The sequence below is a fragment of the Variovorax sp. KK3 genome, from assembly GCF_001984055.1.
Lineage (GTDB): Bacteria > Pseudomonadota > Gammaproteobacteria > Burkholderiales > Burkholderiaceae_C > Variovorax.
Window position 1 is genome coordinate 1 of sequence record NZ_LYVO01000059.1, and the last position, 18,551, is coordinate 18,551.

The 18,551-nt window shown below is 69.3% G+C and carries 13 protein-coding genes; 10 read left to right on the forward strand and 3 right to left on the reverse strand.

The window, feature by feature from the left end; all coding sequences use genetic code 11:
- Nucleotides 1-481: DUF4124 domain-containing protein (locus B0W80_RS23885; RefSeq protein ID WP_143684763.1), on the reverse strand; the 481-nt coding region annotated here is incomplete at its 3' end.
- Between the two features lie 317 nt (nt 482-798).
- Here B0W80_RS23885 and B0W80_RS23890 point away from each other — a divergent pair.
- Genes B0W80_RS23890 through B0W80_RS23910 form a run of 5 tightly spaced genes read left to right on the forward strand, consistent with a single transcriptional unit; the run spans nt 799 to nt 4,927 of the window.
- Nucleotides 799-1,422, forward strand: a complete 624-nt coding sequence (locus B0W80_RS23890) for a paraquat-inducible protein A (protein WP_077001658.1) — start codon at nt 799-801, stop codon at nt 1,420-1,422.
- A complete protein-coding gene (locus tag B0W80_RS23895) occupies nt 1,419-2,123 on the forward strand; it encodes a paraquat-inducible protein A (RefSeq protein WP_077001659.1) in 705 nt (234 codons plus the stop codon). Before B0W80_RS23890 ends, B0W80_RS23895 begins: the two co-directional genes overlap by 4 nt.
- Nucleotides 2,120-3,739: an intermembrane transport protein PqiB gene (locus B0W80_RS23900; protein ID WP_077001660.1), complete on the forward strand. Its 1,620-nt coding sequence runs from the start codon at nt 2,120-2,122 to the stop codon at nt 3,737-3,739. The genes B0W80_RS23895 and B0W80_RS23900 overlap by 4 nt, the downstream gene beginning before the upstream one ends.
- Nucleotides 3,736-4,374: a membrane integrity-associated transporter subunit PqiC gene (locus B0W80_RS23905; protein ID WP_077001661.1), complete on the forward strand. Its 639-nt coding sequence runs from the start codon at nt 3,736-3,738 to the stop codon at nt 4,372-4,374. Before B0W80_RS23900 ends, B0W80_RS23905 begins: the two co-directional genes overlap by 4 nt.
- A 4-nt stretch (nt 4,375-4,378) precedes the next feature.
- Complete coding sequence (locus tag B0W80_RS23910; protein WP_077001662.1) at nt 4,379-4,927, forward strand: methylated-DNA--[protein]-cysteine S-methyltransferase; 549 nt, start codon at nt 4,379-4,381, stop codon at nt 4,925-4,927.
- Between the two features lie 13 nt (nt 4,928-4,940).
- Here the strand turns inward: B0W80_RS23910 and B0W80_RS23915 are convergent, their stop codons facing one another.
- Entirely contained in the window at nt 4,941-5,978 is a 1,038-nt protein-coding gene (locus tag B0W80_RS23915; RefSeq protein WP_077001663.1) for an endonuclease/exonuclease/phosphatase family protein, read from the reverse strand.
- A gap of 167 nt (nt 5,979-6,145) precedes the next feature.
- On the opposite strand from B0W80_RS23915, the gene B0W80_RS23920 reads away from it, so the two are divergent.
- The 3 genes from B0W80_RS23920 (at nt 6,146) to B0W80_RS23930 (ending at nt 10,528) form a co-directional block, all read left to right on the forward strand.
- The gene (locus B0W80_RS23920) at nt 6,146-7,351 is read left to right on the forward strand and encodes a multidrug effflux MFS transporter (RefSeq protein ID WP_077001664.1); all 1,206 of its coding nucleotides are present in this window, start codon (nt 6,146-6,148) and stop codon (nt 7,349-7,351) included.
- Nucleotides 7,338-8,771, forward strand: a complete 1,434-nt coding sequence (locus B0W80_RS23925) for an MFS transporter (protein ID WP_077001665.1) — start codon at nt 7,338-7,340, stop codon at nt 8,769-8,771. The genes B0W80_RS23920 and B0W80_RS23925 overlap by 14 nt, the downstream gene beginning before the upstream one ends.
- Nucleotides 8,772-8,923: 152 nt before the next feature.
- Entirely contained in the window at nt 8,924-10,528 is a 1,605-nt protein-coding gene (locus B0W80_RS23930; RefSeq protein ID WP_077001666.1) for an MFS transporter, read from the forward strand.
- A gap of 24 nt (nt 10,529-10,552) precedes the next feature.
- Here B0W80_RS23930 and B0W80_RS34515 read toward each other — a convergent pair whose 3' ends face one another.
- The gene (locus tag B0W80_RS34515; RefSeq protein WP_083745585.1) at nt 10,553-13,891 is read right to left on the reverse strand and encodes a PAS domain S-box protein; all 3,339 of its coding nucleotides are present in this window, start codon (nt 13,889-13,891) and stop codon (nt 10,553-10,555) included.
- A 229-nt stretch (nt 13,892-14,120) separates the two neighbouring features.
- Here B0W80_RS34515 and B0W80_RS23960 point away from each other — a divergent pair, with 229 nt between their 5' ends.
- The gene (locus tag B0W80_RS23960) at nt 14,121-16,643 is read left to right on the forward strand and encodes a hypothetical protein (RefSeq protein ID WP_256856673.1); all 2,523 of its coding nucleotides are present in this window, start codon (nt 14,121-14,123) and stop codon (nt 16,641-16,643) included.
- Nucleotides 16,644-16,668: 25 nt separating this feature from the next.
- Entirely contained in the window at nt 16,669-18,540 is a 1,872-nt protein-coding gene (locus tag B0W80_RS23965) for a GMC family oxidoreductase (protein ID WP_077001668.1), read from the forward strand.
- Nucleotides 18,541-18,551: the final 11 nt, after the last annotated feature.

Below are 18,551 nucleotides of genomic sequence, written 5' to 3' on the forward strand. Positions count from 1 at the left end.
GCGCATCGACGCAGCCGGCGCCGTCGCAGGATCGGATGCGCGGGCGCATGTCGCGAGGCCGTGCAGCGGGGTTGTTGTACACGCCAGGGTAAGGATACGGGTAGGGATAGCCGTAGTCGACCACGCCCGTGTCGTCGCGCCCGGCGATGGCGCTCCCGCCGCTGTTGCCGCGTCCGTCGATGATGATGGGGCCCGACGAGGTCGTCGGCGGTGGTACCGCCGGTGCTGCCGGCTCGCGCCGCAGTGCGCTCGCGCGGGCGGCTGCCTCTGCCTCTTGCGCCTGCCGGCGCCGCTCGATCTCTGCCTCGCTCAGCGGCGCAGGCTCCTGAATCGGCACGCGACCCACCTGCTTCGTCCCTGCCGGGCAGCGGCCGTCGGTGTAGCTCACGTTGCCGGCCTCATCGGCGCAGCGGATCACCTCGGCGGCCGCAGGCAGCGGCGCGAGCAGGGCGGCGACGGCAAAGGCGAGGAGCGGACGCATGGGTTGCCATTGTGCGCTGGGCGATGAAGGACGTCACTTCAGGATGAGGGGGCGGGCTGTAGCTCGGTAGCGCCGCCCTCGTTCGGGTTGGGGCTTTTGGCACAAGTTGGATACATAGAATCGAGCGACTTGAAACCAGTCCAGTTCGTTCATGACCGTACACACCGTCGAACTCGAATGTGTCAGCAACGACTTGGCCGCGCTCGCAGGGTACGAGACGTTGAATCAGGCGTAGGAACAGGTCGATTGGAATGCCGCGCCATCAGCAGGCGTGAACCTACACCCGCCACCGCCCCGTCCCGCACAATAGCCCCCGCATGAACGAAGTCCCCGAAGCCATCGTCTGCGAAGGCTGCGACGCGGTGTATCAGCGTCGCAAGCTGCGCCGGCGCGAGGTGTCGCACTGCAGCCGCTGCGGTGCCGAGCTCGACCGGCATGCCGGCGACCAGGCCGCGCGTGTGCTGCCGCTCACCGTTGCCAGCCTGATCCTGTTCGCCATCGCCAACCTGTTCCCCATCGTCGAGATCGAACTGCAGGGCCTGCACAGCGAAACCACGCTGGCCGGCGCGGTGCTGGTGCTCGGCCGCGAGGGCATGTCGCCGGTGGCGCTGCTGGTGCTGGCCACGACCATCCTGTTTCCGCTGGTGCAGCTGTGCATCCTGTTCTACCTGCTGGCGCCGATGGCCCGCGAACGCCGGCCGGCCGGCTTCGACGTGCTGGTGCGAATCCTGCAGGTGCTGCGGCCATGGGGAATGATCGAAGTCTTCCTGCTCGGCGTGCTGGTCGCGATCGTCAAGCTGTCGAGCCTGGCGCAGGTGATCGCGGGGCCGGCGCTGTGGGCCTTCGTGGGGCTTACCGTGCTGCTCACGGCGGTGCTGGCCTTCAATCCGCGCACCTTCTGGGAAATGGCCTTCGAGCCGCGCCCGGGCCAGCAGGCATGACCGATTCAGAGCCGCCGTTGCGCACCGCCGCCGAGATGGGCCTGCGCGCCTGCCCGCATTGCGGCACCGTCTGGCGCGACGCCGCCGAGGGCGAGCCGTGCGCGCGCTGCCGCACGACGCTGCACCGGCGCAAGCCCCAGAGCCTGCAGCGTACCTGGGCCTACCTGATCGCGGCCTGCTTCATGTACGTGCCGGCCAACCTGCTGCCGGTGATGATCACCACGAGCCTGCTGGGTTCGCAGGACGACACCATCCTGAGCGGCGTGATCTACTTCTGGATCTCGGGTTCCTACGGGCTGGCGGCGATCATCTTCATCGCCAGCTTCCTGGTGCCGCTCTTCAAGCTTACGTCGCTGGTGCTGCTGGTCATCATGGCCCAGCGGCGCAGCAGCGCGAGGCAGCCGGAACGCGCCAGGCTCTACCAGATGCTCGAAGTCATCGGCCGCTGGTCGATGCTCGACGTCTTCGTGGTGGCCTTGCTGGCCGGCCTGGTGCGCATCCAGGGCTTCGCCGAAATTACCGCGGGCGTCGGCATCGGGGCCTTCGGTGCGGTGGTGGTGCTGACCATGCTGGCCTCGCTGAGCTTCGACCCGAGGTTGACCTGGGACACCCGCGACGTGATGCAAGACGACCCGAAACCCGACCCGAACCGCGACCAGGAGCCCGACCCCCGCATGCCGACCAAGGAACGCACCGCATGAGCGACGACGTGGACAACAAGCCTCCGCTGGCCCAGCCGAGGGTGGTGAGGCGCCGCAACTGGCTGCCCTCGCTGATCTGGCTGATCCCGATCGTGGCGGCGCTGGTCGGCATCGCGCTGGTGGCGCGCATCCTGATCGACCGCGGGCCCGAGGTGGTGCTGACGTTCAAGTCGGCCGAGGGCCTGGAGGCCAACAAGACCGCCGTCAAGTACAAGGACGTGCAGATCGGCACCGTGCAGAGCATCCGCCTGGCCAACGACCGCTCGCACGTGCGCGTGCTCGTGCAGCTGACCAAGGAGGCCAAGAGCTTCACCGCGCAGGACACCCGCTTCTGGGTGGTGCGCCCGCGTCTCGACACCTCCGGCATCTCGGGCCTGGGCACGCTGCTGTCGGGCGCCTACATCGGCGCCGATGCGGGCAGCTCGGAAGAAACGTCCGGCGAGTTCACGGGGCTCGAAGTGCCGCCGATCGTCACGCGCGACGCTTCGGGGAGGCAGTTCCTGCTCCGGGCCCGCGACATCGGCTCGCTCGACTTCGGCTCGCCGGTCTACTTCCGCCGCATCAAGGTCGGCCAGATCGTGGCCTACGAGCTCGACGGCGATGGCCGCGGCGTCACGCTGCGTGCGTTCATCAATGCGCCCTACGAGAAGTTCGTCGGCGTCAACACCCGCTTCTGGCATGCGAGCGGTGTCGACGTGAACCTCAGCGCCAACGGCGTGAAGCTGCGCACCCAGTCGCTGGCCACCATCCTGCTCGGCGGCATCGCCTTTCAGGCGCCCGAGGACGTCATGGGCCCGGCCGCCCAGGAAAACACCGCCTTCGCGCTGGCCGAGGACGAGGCCACCGCCATGAAGGCGCCCGACGGCCCGTCGCAGACGCTGCTGCTGTACTTCAACCAGTCGCTGCGCGGCCTTTCGCCGGGCGCAACGGTCGACTTCCGCGGTGTCGAACTCGGCGAGGTCAAGTCCATCGGCGTCGAGTTCGATCGCCAGGAGCGCGAGTTCCGCATGCCGGTGCTGATCCAGGTCTATCCCGACCGGCTGCGCCGCGGCGAATCGAACGAACCGCGCCACACCCAGCTGGAGCGCCTGAAGTTCCTGGTCGACAAGGGCTTGCGCGCGCAGCTGCGCACCGGCAACCTGCTGACCGGGCAGAACTACGTGGCGCTCGACTTCTTCCCCAAGGCGCCGCCGGCCAAGGTCGACCTCACGCAGAACCCGATCGAGCTGCCCACCGTGGCCAACAGCCTGGATGAGATCCAGGCGCAGGTGGGCGACATCGCGCGCAAGCTCAACAAGGTGCCCTTCGAAGAGATCGGGCAAGACCTGCGCAAGGCCATGGCCACGCTGAACAAGACGCTCGTGAGCGCCGAGCAATTGGCCAACAGCCTCAAGAACGACGTGAGCCCCGAGATGACGGCCGCCATGAAGGACGTGCGCAAGACGCTCAACAGCGCCGAGAAGACGCTGGCCGACGATTCGCCGCTGCAGACCGACATGCGCCAGACCCTGCAAGAGGTGACGCGCGCGGCCAGTTCGCTGCGCATATTGACCGACTACCTCGAGCAGCATCCCGAATCGCTGATCCGCGGCAAACCGGAGGACAAGAAGAAATGAGCAAGCACCCGTCTCGCGGGTTCGCCATCGGGGCCGTTGCGGCCATCGCGGCCCTGCTGGCATTGGCCGGCTGCGCCGCGAACAACCCGCCGCAGTACTACAGCCTGGCCGAGTCCGATTCGTCACCGCGGGCCATGGCCAGCGGGGCGAACGGCTTCATCGAGCTCGCACCGCTGGCCATGCCCGAGCGCCTGGCGCGTCCGCAGATGGTCGTGCGGGAGAAGGGCGCCGACGCCGGCGCGCAGGTCCGAATCCTGGATCAGCATCGCTGGGCCTCGTCCTTCGAAAGCGAACTGCGCGATGCCTTGTCGAGCGCCATCGCGCAGCGCCTCGGCGCCGTGGACGCGACCCGGAGCGCACGCCCGCGCATCCAGCCCGGCCTGCGTATCGCCGTGCAGGTGCAGCAGTTCGATGCCGTCGAGGGCAGCCGCGTCGATGCCGGCTTCGGCTGGACCTTGCGCCGTACGGAAGAGGGCGCGCCCATCGGCTGCCAGCTTTTCGTGTCCGAACCGGCGCCGGGCGGCATCGAGTCCCTGGCCCTCGGCACGCGCCGGGCCACCGCGCGGCTGGCCGACGCCATCGCACGCAGCGCCAAGGCGCAGCAGGCCAACGCCGCCGATCCCTGCGCGGCCTGACACCATGCGCAGCGCCGAGGGCTTCGCGCTGTTCGACACCGCGATCGGCGCCTGCGGTATCGCCTGGGGCGCGCACGGCATCGTCGGCGTTCAGCTGCCCGAGGGCGGGCAAGGCGCCACCCGGGCCCGCATGCAGCGGCGCTTTCCGCAGGTGCCGGAAGTCGCGCCGCCCGCCGTCGTGCAGAACGCCTGCAATGCCATCCGCGCCTTGCTCGACGGCGAACCGTTCGACCTGGCCGAGATCGCGCTCGACTACGACGGGGTGCCCGACTTCCACCGTCGCGTGTACGAGATATCCCGCCGCATCGTGCCGGGCCGCACCCGCACCTACGGCGACGTCGCGGCCGAGCTGGGCGACAAGACCCTCTCGCGTGCCGTCGGCCAGGCCCTGGGCCACAACCCTTTCGCTCCGGTCGTGCCCTGCCACCGCGTGCTGGCCGCGGGCGGCAAGCCGGGCGGCTTCTCGGCGCACGGCGGCGCCGTGTCCAAGCTCAGGATGCTGGCCATCGAGCAGGCGCGCCCGCCGGAAAGCGACACCGGCTCATTGTTCTGAACGGCGCGCGCCGCTACGGCTGCAGCTTGATGGGCTTGTGCTTGAACACGGCGCGGATGACGCCGTGGTCGTTGGTGCCGTCGGCCTTGTGGTCGTCGAAATTGAGATGGTCGTTGTTCACCGCCATGCCATCGAAGAGCCAGCGCCGCTTGCGGCTGTTGTCGTAGAACTGCTCGCTGACCAGGATGTGGTCGAGCGACTCGCGCAGGTCCTGGTGCACGTGGGTGTAGTAGACGTCGCGCGTGTCCCGGTACTCCTGCAACGTCTGCGCCGTGTAGAGCGCCACGTCGCCGCCGCCCACCGAATCGCCGACCAGGTACCTGGGCTGTTCGGTCAGGATGTTCGCGGTATTGCTGTGCTGGCCGTCGTTGATGTCGCCGAGCACGATGACCGGCGTGTCGTTGCCCTTCAACTGCGCGGTGAGCAGAAAACGCAGCGCCGCGGCTTCGGCGGTGCGGCGGATCGTGGACAGCGCCGCGCCGAGCGCCGTCGCATGCATGGCGTAGGCGGCGCGGTCCCCCTTGAACCAGGGTTCGTTGAAGACCTTGGTCGGCGCCTTCGACTTGAAGTGGCACACGTAGACGTGGACCTCCGGTTCGTCCTCCCGCGGACGGATCGTGAAATGGCACACCGGCCTGGAGAAGCCGCTGATGCCCACGTCGATCAAGGGCGTCTGAGGATCATCGCCCCGGGACTGGAGCTTGAACTTGTCCGGGAAGGCGCTGATCCAGTCCGGCTCGCCGACGAGCAGCCCCTTGCGCACGATCGCTGCGCAGACGATGTGCGAACCATCGGCATCGGTCGGCGCGACGACGTCGTATTCGTCCGTCTGGCCCGCCTCGTCGAGCGCGCGGTGCAGCGAGGCGGCGTGCCACAGTTCCTGGAAACCGAAGATGTCCGACTTCAGGATGCGCAACTGCCGCGCCGTCCACGCGATCTTCAGATCGTATTCGTCCTGCGTCCAGCCATCCTTGTCGGCGTAGAGAGGCAGGCCCGGCTCGTTGAGGTTGTACAGATTGAATGTGGCCAGGCTCAATTCCTTCAGCTTCATCGGGGCCTCCTCGGTCGAATGGAATGAATTCAAGGTAGCCGTGCTTCGTGACAGCACTGCGAACCCCATTGCGCGAGGCGTCGACCGACCACGCGTCCGGTGGGTCTAGCACAGCAGCGCGCATTGCGCACGCGGCCGACCTTTGCCGGCGTCGTCACAATCGGGCGATGATTTCCTCGCGCTTCTTCAAGATCGCGCTGGTGCTCGGCCTGCTGTCGGCCATCGGCCCCTTCGCGATCGACATGTACCTGCCCGCCCTGCCCGAGATCGGCAGCAGCCTGGGCGCCGGCATCGGCCCGGTGCAGGTGAGCCTGACCGCCTTCTTCATTTCGCTGGGCGTCGGCCAGCTGCTCTACGGCCCGGTGTCGGACATGGTGGGGCGCAAGCCGCCGATGTACTTCGGGCTGGGCCTTTTCGCGCTGGCCAGCATCGGCTGCGCGCTGGCCACCGACATCCACACGCTGATCGCGCTGCGCTTCGTGCAGGGCCTGGGTGCAGCGGCCGGCATGGCGATTCCGCGCGCGGTGGTGCGCGACCTCCACACGGGCAACGACGCGGCGCGGCTCATGTCGCTGCTGATGCTGGTCTTCAGCGTCTCGCCCATTCTGGCGCCGCTGGCCGGGAGCGCGGTGATCGCCTTCGCCGGCTGGCGCGGCGTGTTCTGGGCGGTGACGCTGGCCGCCGTGGCGGGGCTGGCGCTGACGGCCGCCACGCTGCGGGAAACCCGGCCCGCCGAGGAGCGCGTCGAGAGCAGCCTGGGCAGCGCGCTCTCCGGCTACTGGGTGCTGCTGCGCGATGGGCACTTCATGGGCCTGGTCCTCATCGGCGCCTTCGCGATGGCGGGCTTCTTCACCTACCTGGCGAACTCCTCGTTCGTGATGATCGACCACTACGGCCTCTCGCCCACGCTCTACAGCGTGGCCTTCGGCATCAACGCCGCCGCGTTCTTCGGTGCGGCCCAGCTCAACGGCCTGCTGTGCGAGCGCTTCGGCATCGTCCGCGTGGTCAAGGCCAGCGTCACGGCCTGCGGCATGGTCATGGTGGCCATGTGGCTCTACTACCTGGCCGGGGGCGACCGCCTGGCCGTGCTGATCGTGTTGTACTTCGTCGCCAGCGGCTTCATGGGCCTGGTCATTCCCACGACCGCCGTGCTGGCGCTCGAGGAGCACGGCGCCATCGCAGGCACGGCCTCGGCCCTGATGGGCACGCTGCAGATGCTGACCGGTGCAGTGGCCATGTCGGTGGTCGGCCTGTTCACCGACGGCAAGCCGCTGCCCATGGTCACAGGCATGGCGGCCGGCGCGCTGATCGCGCTGCTGGTGTGCTGGTTCACGCTGGGCGGGCGCCGCCCTCAGGGTTATGCGGCCCGCTGATGCCGCGGCACTCGCCCAGGCGCCCGTCGCAGACGGGCTGCCGTCGCCGCAACGCGGCTGGGCGATGCTGGTCATCATCCTCGGCATCACGGTCGCGGTGCTCGACGGCACCATCGTCAACCTGGCGCTGCCCGGCATCGCGCGCGAGCTCAAAGCCGATCCGGCACACGCCATCTGGGTCGTCAACGCCTACCAGATCGCCACGCTGGTGATGCTGCTGCCGCTGGCGTCGCTCGGCGACCTGATCGGCTACCGGCGCGTCTACCTGGTCGGCATGGCCCTGTTCTCGGTGGCCTCGCTGGGCGCGATGCTGGCCGATTCGCTGGCCACGCTGATCGCCGCACGCGCCCTGCAAGGCCTGGGCGCGGCGGGGCTCATGAGCGTCAACACGGCACTGGTGCGCCTGGTCTTCTCGCGCGAGCAGCTCGGCCGCGGCATGGCCATCAACTCGGTGGTGGTCGCGGGCGCCTCGGTCGCCGGGCCCTCGGTGGCGGCGGCGATTCTTTCGGTGGCCTCGTGGCCCTGGCTGTTCGCGCTTAACCTGCCGCTGGGCGTGCTGGTGCTCGCGCTGGGCTCGCGGGCGCTGCCGGCGCCACGCCCGGCCGCCGCGGCGGAGGGCTCGCGCTTCTCGTGGGTCGACGTGCTGCTCAACGTCGCGATGTTCGCGCTGATCTTCGTCGGCGCCGATCGCCTGGGCGTCCGCAGCGGAGCAGGGCAGGGGCCCGAAGCCGGCGCCTGGATGCTGCTGGCCGCCGGCGTGGCGGTCGGCTTCTTCTACCTGCGGCGCCAATGCGCGCTCGCGCTGCCTTTGTTCCCGGTCGACCTGTTGCGCATTCCCGTGTTCGCGTTGTCCATGGGCACCTCGGTCGGGGCCTTCTGCGCGCAGATGCTGTCCTTCATCGCGCTGCCCTTCCTGCTGCTCGACATCTTCGGCCGCACGCACGTCGAAGCCGGCTTGCTGATCACCGCCTGGCCGCTGGCCATCGTGGTCATGGCGCCCATCGCCGGCCGGCTGATCGGCCGCTACCCCGACGGCTGGCTGGGCGGCATCGGCCTGAGCCTGCTCGCGCTGGGCCTGGTGCTGCTGGCCGCGTTGCCGGCGCATCCGGCCAACGCCGACATCGTGTGGCGCATGGCCCTGTGCGGCCTGGGTTTCGGCCTGTTCCAGTCGCCGAACAACCACACCATCGTGACCTCGCCGCCGGCGCACCGCAGCGGCGCCGCCAGCGGCATGCTCGGCACCGCGCGCCTCACGGGCCAGACGCTGGGCGCGGTGCTGCTGGCAGGCATTTTCAGCACCTGGGCGCCCCACGAGGGCCGCGGCCCCTTCATCGCGCTGGGGCTGGCTGCGGCCTGCGCGGCGGTGGCGGCGGTGTGCAGCATGCTGCGGGTGCGGCAGGCGAGCGTCGGCCACGCCTGAGGCTTGGCGGCGACGAGCACTCCGGCAGATGCGCGTGATGCTCGACACCGACGTGCTGCTCCGCGCGCGGGTGTGCTGAGTAGCTCCAACGCTGCCACCTCGGAAACCCGAAGCGTTTGGACGCAGCCGCTCTCGCACCGATACTCCCCCCCATGAGTCAGATCGGCAAGCCCCCGGGCGACGACACCCTGATCCGGCACGGCTGCGACGCCGCGCCTTGTCCGCCGTCGTCTAAGCCCTGGGTGCTGGCCGCGGCCATCATCGGGTCGAGCATGGCCTTCATCGATGGCACCGTGGTCAACGTGGCGCTGCCGGCCATCCAGCGCGACCTGCAGGCCACGGCTTTTCAGGCGCAGTGGGTGGTGGAGTCCTACGCGCTCTTCCTGGCCGCGCTGCTGCTGGTAGGCGGCTCGCTCGGCGATCTGTTCGGGCGGCGGCGCATCTTCGCGCTCGGTGTGGTGCTGTTCGCGCTGGCTTCGGTGGGCTGCGCGCTCGCGGGCAGCGTGCAGCAGCTGATCCTGGCGCGTGCGGTGCAGGGCATCGGCGGCGCGCTGCTGGTGCCGGGCAGCCTGGCGCTCATCAGCGCCAATTTCGCGGAGAAGGAACGCGGCCGCGCCATCGGCACCTGGTCCGGCGCCAGCGGCATCACGGCCGCCATCGGGCCGGTGCTGGGCGGCTTTCTGGTCGACCACTACTCGTGGATCTGGGCCTTTCTCGTCAACGTGCCGATGGCGCTGGCGGTGCTGTGGATCGTGTGGCGGCACGTGCCCGAAAGCCGCGGCAGCGCTGCCGGCAGCGGGCTCGATGCCTGGGGTGCGCTGCTCGCGACCGCCGCGCTGGGCGGCATCGTCTATGCCTTCATCGAAGCGCCCACCCAGGGCTGGGGCTCGGCGGCCGTACTGGCGGCGCTGGCCGTCGGTATCGTGGCCAGCCTGGTCTTCGTCCAGGTCGAGCGCCGCGTCGCCGCGCCGATGCTGCCGCTGAAGCTGCTGCGCATGGGCAATTTCGGCGGCGCCAACCTGCTGACGCTGCTGCTGTATGCGGCGCTGGGTGGCGGGCTGTATTTCTTTCCGCTCAACCTGATCCAGGTGCAGGGCTACTCCGCCACGGTGGCGGGCGCGGCCCTGCTGCCTTTCATCCTGATCATGTTCGCGCTCTCGGGCTGGGCCGGGCAGCTGGTCGATCGATTCGGGTCCAGGCTACCGCTGGTGGTGGGGCCGACCATCGCCGCGGCCGGCTTCGCGCTCTTCGCGGTGCCGGGCGTCGGCGTCAATTATTGGACGGCGTTCTTTCCAGCCGTGGTGGTGCTGGGCTTCGGCATGACGGTGACGGTGGCGCCACTCACGACCACCGTGATGAACGCGGTCGGGCCCGAATCGGCGGGCGTGGCCTCGGGCGTCAACAACGCCGTGTCGCGTGCGGCCTCGGTGCTGGCGATCGCCGTGTTCGGCGTGGTGATGGCGTCGGTCTTCGATGCGGCCCTGGCAGACGGATTGCGCGACGCGGGCGCTTCTGCGCAGGCCAGTTCATTCCTGCAGGATCAGCGCAGCAAGCTGGCGGGGGCGGAACTGCCGCCAGGGGTCGACGCGGCCACCGCAGCGGCGCTCAAGGGCGCGGTGGCGGCGTCCTTCGTTGCGGGCTTCCGGTGGGTGATGCTGATCTGCGCAGCGCTCGCATTGCTGAGCGCTTTGAGCGCGTGGCTGATGATCGGAAAAGGGCCGAGCCGCGAGGGCGTGCCCGTCGCCGCGCCGCGATAGCGCCGCCGGCGAGACCCACGTCGCTCACTCCGCCGCCGGGTCGACCTTTCGCGAGTCGAGCAACGCCCGAACGCGCGTCGCCAGTTCCTCGATCGTGAAGGGCTTGCCGATCAGGTGCACGCCAGGGTCGAGCACACCGTTGTGCACCACCGCGTTGCGCGTGTAGCCGGTGGTGAACAGAACGGGCAGGCCGGGTCTGCGCTTCAGCACTTCGTCGGCCAGTTTGCGGCCGTTGATTTCGGGCATGACGACGTCGGTGAACAGCAGGGCGATCTCGGGGTGCGCATCGATCAGCTTCAGGGCCGCCGCGGCACCATCGGCTTCGAGCACCCGGTAGCCGAGTTCGACCAGCGCATCGACCGAGAACTGCCGCACCGCGGCCTCGTCTTCCACCACGAGCACCAGTTCGCCGCTGTCGCCGAGCGCGATCTCCGGCGTGGCGTCCGGCTTCGCTTCTTCGCTCGGCGGATTGGCCAGGCGGGGCAGGTAGACCTTCACGACCGTGCCCTGGCCGAGTTCGGAGTAGATCTTCACGTGGCCGCCGGACTGCTTGACGAAGCCGTAGACCTGGCTCAGCCCCAGGCCGGTGCCGCGGCCCACTTCCTTGGTGGTGAAGAACGGATCGAAGGCCTTGGCCACGACCTCGGCCGGCATGCCCGAGCCCGTGTCGCTGACCGCCACCATCACGTACTGCCCCGCCGGCACGCCCAGGTGGTTGGCGGCATAGCGTTCGTCGAGGTGGCAGTTCGCCGTCTCGACCGTGAGCCGGCCGCCGTCGGGCATGGCATCGCGCCCGTTGACGGCGAGGTTCAGGATCACGCTCTCGAGCTGGTTCGGGTCGGCATGCGAGCGCCACAGGCCGCCCGCCAGCACGGTTTCGAGACGGATGGCGCCGCCCAGCGAGCGGCGCAGCAGGTCGGACATGCCGGCCACGAGCTTGTTGGCATCCACCGACTCGGGCTTGAGCGGCTGCTGGCGCGAGAAGGCCAGCAAGCGCTGGGTGAGCTGCGCGGCGCGCCGGGCGCCGTCCTTGGCGGCATCCACGTAACGCTTGGCGCGCGGGTCGCCGTCGACGGAACGGCGGCCCAGGAGTTCCAGCGATCCGATCACCACGGCCAGCATGTTGTTGAAGTCGTGCGCGAGGCCGCCGGTCAGCTGGCCGACCGCTTCCATCTTCTGCGACTGGCGCAGCGCTTCCTGCGTCTTGATGCGCTCCGCGAGTTCTTCGGCGACGCGACCCTCCAGCGTCTCGTTGAGCTGGTGCAGCGCCTGCTCGGCGCGGCGGCGCTTCGTGATGTCCTGGAACAGCACCGCGACCTGCCGACGCTCCGGCGGGTCGATGCGAAAGGCCGCCAGTTCCAGGAAGCGGCCGGTCGCGACCAGCTCGCGCTCGAAGCGCACCGGTTCGCCGGTGACGAGCACGCGGCGGTAGGTCTCGACCCATTCGGCGGCCTCGTCGGGCACCATCTCGCGCACCTTCTGGCCCACCACGTCGGGAATGCCGGCGTTGGCCGCATAGGCCGGGTTGGCCGAGACATGCACGTAGTCGCTCAACGGACCATGGGGCCCGTCGAAGAATTCGATGATGCAGAAGCCCTCGTCCATCGTCTCGAACAGCGCGCGGAACATGCGCTCGCTTTCGCGCAGTGCCGTCTCGGCGGCTTTGCGCTGCGTGACGTCGAGCATCGCGCCGATCATCCGGCGCGGCTCGCCGCGTGCGTCGCGCAACACGGCGCCACGGTCGAAGATGTCGGCATAACTGCCGTCGACGCGGCGAAAACGATACTCGTCGGACCAGCCCGTGCCGCCGCCCTCGATCACGGCGTGGATGCTCGCGTCGATGCGTGGCCGGTCGTCGGGATGGATGTGCTCGAGCCACCAGTCCGCGGAGCTTTCCTCGCGCTCGTGGCCGAACAGGGTCGCGAGCGCCTTGTTCCACACCACGTGGCCGTCGGACATGCGCCAGTCCCAGATCGCGTCGTTGGTGGCCAGCACGGCCAGCCGGTAGCGCTCTTCGCTCTCGTGCTCCTGCGCGCGGCGCAGCGCGGCCTCGGCCTCCTTGAGCCGCTGCTGGTCGTGGATGCGCTCCGTCACGTCGACCGCGAACTGGTAGACGCCGAAGGTCTCGCCGCCGTCGTGCCGCAGCGTGCTGAAGCTGACCTCGTAGGTACGAGGCTGCGAAGCGGGGTCGCCGAAGGGCACCAGCGTCGTGTGGTCCTTGCCGGCCAGGGCCGTGCGCCATGCAGCCTCCCAGGCCTCGGCATGCGGGGCGAGATGCTCGAAGACGTTGCCGCCGACGCCCGGCTCGGCGTCGTAGACCGCTCCCAGCCCATGGCGTGCCGCCCGGTTCAGCGCCAGCCAACGCCCTTGCGTGTCCACCACCTGCACCATCGCTTCGGTGGACTCGACGATGGTGGCGAAGAGCTTGCGCTGCGCCAGGGCGTCTTCCATGCGGCGCACCAGGGTCCGGTTGGTGTCCTGCAAGGCTTCGTGTGCCTGGCGGCGGCCGGTGACGTCGGCGGCCGTGCCGAACCATTCGACGATCTCACCGCGCTCGTCCAGCACCGGGATGGCGCGCGACAGCGTCCAGCCGAGGCTGCCGTCGACCTGGATCACGCGATGTTCCAGCTCGAACTTGCTGCGCGTGCGGATGGCCTGCTGGATGGCCGCATTCACCTCGGCGCGGTCGTCGGGGTGGATGTAGTCGTCCGCCCACTCGGCGCTGGGCGTGGGCGTGTCTGCCACGAAACCCTGGCCGTTGAGTTCGAGCATGCGGGTCCAGTCCGCGCTCATGCGGTAGATCACGTTGGTGCTGGCCAGCGTCAACGCCTTCAGCCGCGATTCGCTTTCGGCGAGCTTGCGCTGGGCCAGCATGTTGGCGGTGGTTTCCCAGACGGTACAAGCCACGCCGCGTACGACTTCGTCGTCGTCGCGCAGCGGCGAATACGAGAAGGTGAACCACGCCTGCTCGCTACGCCCCTCGCGGTTGACGAGCAGCGGCAGGTTCTCCCGGTACAGGGCCTGGCCCGACAGCGTGGTCGCCACGAGCTCGCCCACGTCCGCCCAGATCTCGGCCCATACCTCGCGCACAGGCGCACCGAGCGCACGCGGATGCTTGCTGCCCAGCATGCGGGCATAGGAGGCGTTGTAGACCAGGCTCAGTTCGGGGCCCCAGGCCAGCCACATCGGAACGGGCGCGTCCTGCAGCATCGACACCGCGGCGCGCAGGGCTCGCGCCCATTGCTCCGGCGGCCCGAGCGCAGAGCGGGACCAGTCGTGGCCGCGCATCAGCGCCGCCATGGCGGCTGCATCGGCTGGCTGGTTCGCCTCATGGGGCGTCGAGCTGCCCGGGCCCTCTCGCATGTGGCTGCCTTTCGTGGTTGCGATGGTGGCGGGCCGCCATGGTGCGGGGCCCGGGCCCTATCTTACGCAGCCGCCCGGCAGCCCTGGGTCGGGAAGCACGGCCACCGGACGTGCCTTCCTATGCCCTTTGGTTAGCCCACATGGCCAATACCCAATCCCCAGCCCCCCGCCCACACTGCGCCTCGTGATCGCCCGTTCACCGACGTTGTCGGACGCAGGAGAAATGGCCATGATCTCAAGACGCTGCACTGCGGCGACGCTGGCGCCGCTGGTGGTCGTCATGGGGCTTGCGGCCTGCTCGCGCGGGCCGGAGCCGGGCAAGGTGCTCGACGAGGCCTTGCAGGTGGGACGCCAAGGTGCGTCGTTTCCGCACGCCACCGAGGACTACTTCCGTGACATGGACGGCGGCGTCGCCCTCTCGCCGGAGGAGGTGAAGGGCCGCAACATGTGGCTGGTATGGAGCGGCGGCAACGACCGCTTCTGGTCGAAGATGACCGACTACACGTTCGGCGCCTTCGACCTGCTGAAGATCGTCAGCTCGCATCCGAGCCTGGGCTATTCGCGCGCCAACCGCTGGAGCTACTTCGGGCTGGTCAACGAGCCGTGCTTCGATGCCGCCGCCGCGCCCGACAAGGCCCGCCGCGGCCTCTGGCTCGACGTGCGCAGCAAGGACTGCGGGCCCGACCCCTTCGAGAACGAGAGCAAGTACCCCGGCGTGAAGACCGGTTCCCGCGGGCAGAACCTGGGCGACGGCAGCACGCAGCCGGTGGGCTCGTTCTACGGCTGGGGCACCGGCATTGCCGGCCTGCGGCTCTTTCCCAATCCGGACTTCGATGCCAAGGCCGCGAAGGAATGGGATGCCGACCGCTACTACACCGACCCGGCCTACTACAACCGCAAGGACCTGGTGCGGCCCTACCGCGTGGGCATGTCCTGCGGCTTCTGCCACATCGGGCCGAGTCCGACCAAGCCGCCGGCCGACCCGAACGCGCCGAAATTCGAGAACCTGAGTTCGTCGGTGGGTGCGCAATACATGTGGGTGGACCGGCTCTTCATCCACAACGCCAACAAGCCCGAGGGCCGCACCAACTACATGTTCCAGCTGGCGCACACCTACCGGCCGGGCACCATGGACACGTCGCTCGTGTCGACCGACAGCATCAACAACCCGCGCACCATGAACGCGGTGTACGAGTTCGGCGGCCGCATGGGCATGGCGAAGCGAATCGGGCAAGAGAAGCTGGCCGGCGGCGAGCTCGACAACCGGCAGTTCAACGACGTCGTCGCCAGCGGGCCGCTGCTCGACTTCTTTACCAAGCCCGACACGGTGCGCACGCCGCACGTGCTGAAGGACGGCGCCGATTCGGTCGGCCTGCTCGGCGCGCTGAACCGCGTGTACCTCAACATCGGCCTCTTCAGCGAAGAGTGGCTGCTGCACTTCAACCCCGTGGTGGGCGGCAAGACCATCACGCCCATACCCATCGCCACCGCGAAGAAGAACTCCGGCTACTGGCAGGCGACCGAGGCCGGCACACCCGACACGGCCTTGTTCTTCCTGAAGGCCGCACAGCCCGACCACCTGAAGGACGCACCGGGTGGCAACGCACACCTCGATGCCGACGCGGCCACCGTGGAGCGCGGCAAGACCGCCTTCGCCGACACCTGCGCACGCTGCCATTCGAGCAAGGCGCCGATGCCCCCGCCGGCATTGGATCTGACGGCCGCCAAATGCGCAGGCCCGGGCTACCTCGACTGCTTCAAGCGCTACTGGAAGTGGACCCAGACCGACGAGTACAAGGCCCAGATGCGCACGGTGGTGCAGGCGCCCGACTTCCTGCAGGGCAACTATCTGTCGACCGATGCCCGCGTCCCGTCGACGCTGTTGCGCACCAACATCTGCAGTCCGCTGGCCACCAACGCGCTGGTCGGCAACATCTGGAACGACTTCTCGTCGCAGACCTACAAGAACCTGCCGTCCGTGGGCAGCGTGACCTTGCGCGACCCGTTCACCGGGGAAGCGCGTGCCTACGCCATGCCGGCCGGTGGCCGCGGCTACACGCGCGTGCCTTCGTTGATCAGCGCCTGGTCGACGGCGCCCTTCTTGTTGAACAACACGGTCGGGCCCTTCGACATCGACCCGTCCGTCGATGCGCGCGTGCGCAGCTTCCAGGCCTCGATCGAGCAGATGCTGTGGCCCGAGCGGCGCGAGCGCGACCCTGTGCTGGGCGAGAAGGCCGGCGGCCTGATCGACCGCACCACCGAGCGCAGCACCGTCACCGTGCCCAGCGGCTTCGTGCCCGAGGCGCTGCAGCCGATGCAGGGCACGCTGCACCGCTGGCTGCCATGGCTGGTGAAGGAAGAGGGCGAGATCGTGCTCGGGCCCATTCCCAAGGGCGTGCCGGTGGCCCTGCTGGCCAACCTGAAGCTGCGCGCCGAGGGCGACACGCTGCACGAGAAGGCCACGCACGTGCGCGACGCGGGCAAGTTGCTGGTGGAGCTCAAGCAGGCGCTGAAGAGCGCGCCCGACAATGCCGACGACGACCAGCTGCGCTCGCACTTCGCGCGCCTGCGCGAGCCGATGATGCAGCTGAGCAAGTGCCCCGACTTCGTGGTGAACCGCGGCCACTACTTCGGCACGGCCGAGTTCAACCGGCAAGAGGGCCTGAGCGAGGACGAGAAGAGCTTCGGCCGCGAACCCGAACTGAGCGACGAGGACAAGCGCGCGCTGATCGCTTTCCTCAAGACCTTCTGAGCTTCCGAGCGACTGCCCGAACCAGATGCCACCACCCGACAACGGCGAATGGGACTACGTGATCGTCGGCTCCGGCCCCGGCGGCGGCACGCTGGCGGCGCGCCTCGCGGAAACCGGCATGCGCGTCTTCCTGCTCGAGGCCGGCGGCGATCCGCGCGCGTCGGCCGCGCGCATGCCGGAAGACTACGACGTGCCCGCCTTCCACGCCTTCGCCTGCGAGAACCCCGCCATCAGCTGGAACTTTCGCGTGCGCCATTACGACGACGAGGCGCGGCAGGCCAGGGACTGGAAGTACGAGCCGGGGCAGGGCGTGCTGTACCCGCGCGCCGCGGCGCTGGGCGGCTGCAGCACGCACAACGCGATGATCTTCATGCTGCCGCATGCGTCGGACTGGGACCGCATCGCGCGGCTGACCGGCGACCGCTCGTGGCGCGCCACCAGCATGCGCCGCTACGCCCGCAAGATCGAGGACTGCAACCACCGGCCGCTGTGGCGCGCGCTGCGGCACGTGGGCCTCGACCCCACCGGCCACGGCTGGGGCGGCTGGCTGCGCACTGAGAAAGCGATTCCGCTGTCGGTGCTCGGCGACGACGGCCTGTTGCGCGTGCTGCGCGACACCGCCAGCGTGTTCACGCGCAGCCTGCCCACGCCGCTGCTCAGCACGCTGCGCTGGGTGCGCGGCGGGCTGGGCGATCCGAATTCGCGGCGATGGCGGCCGGGCAGCTTCGAAGGCCTCTGCTACACGCCGTTGTCCACCTCCGCGCACCACCGCGTGGGCATTCGCGAGCGGCTGCTCAAGGTGGCGGAGTGGCATCCGAAGCATCTGCACATCGAGCTCGACGCGCTCGCGACGCGGGTGCTGTTCGACGAATCGGGTGCCGCCTGCGGTGTCGAGTACCAGAAGGGCGCGCACCTGTACCGTGCGCACGCGTCGCCGAACCCATCCGAGGGCAAGCGGCGCGAGGTGCGGGCGCGGCGCGAGGTCATTCTGTGCGGCGGCGCCTTCAACACGCCGCAGCTGTTGATGCTCTCGGGCATCGGGCCGGCCGACGAGTTGCGCCGCCACGGCATCGCGCTGCGCACCGATCTGCCCGGCGTCGGCCGCAACCTGCAAGACCGCTACGAGATCGCCGTGACGCACCGCATGCGCCGGCCCTGGGAGGTGCTGGCCGGTGCGCGCTTCGACCGCCACGACACGCTGTGGCGGCGCTGGCAGGAAGGGCGCCTGGGCATGTACGCCAGCAACGGCGCAGCGCTGGGCGTGGTGCAGCGCTCCGCCGCGGCCATGCAGCCGGGCGACGAGCCCGACCTGTTCAGCATGGCGCTGCTGGCGCGCTTCGAGGGCTACTTCCCCAAGTTCTCCGAACTGGTGCGCGACCAGCCGGACCAGCTGACCTGGGCCGTGCTCAAGGCCCATACGCGCAACCGCGCCGGCACCGTGCGCCTGCGCTCGGCCGATCCGCGCGACATGCCGGTGGTCGACTTTCACTATTTCGACAGCACCGACGATCCACGGGGCGACGACCTGCGCGCGGTGGTCGAGGCGATCCGCAGCGTGCGCCGCATGACGGCGCCGCTGCTGGCCAAGGGCTGGATCGCCGAAGAGGTCGCGCCCGGCCCCGCCGTGCAGAGCGACGAGGCGCTGGCCGACTACGTGCGCGATACCGCCTGGGGCCACCACGCCTCCTGCTCCTGCGCCATCGGCCCCAGGGAGCAGGGCGGGGTGCTCGACGGCGACTTCGCAGTGCATGGCGTGGCCGGGCTGCGCGTGGTCGACGCCTCGGTGTTTCCGCACATCCCGGGCTTCTTTCTGGCGTCGGCGGTGTACATGGTGGGCGAGAAGGCCGCCGATGCGGTGCTGCGCGCGGCGTCGCGTACACCACTTTCGGCACATTGACGGCCACCGGG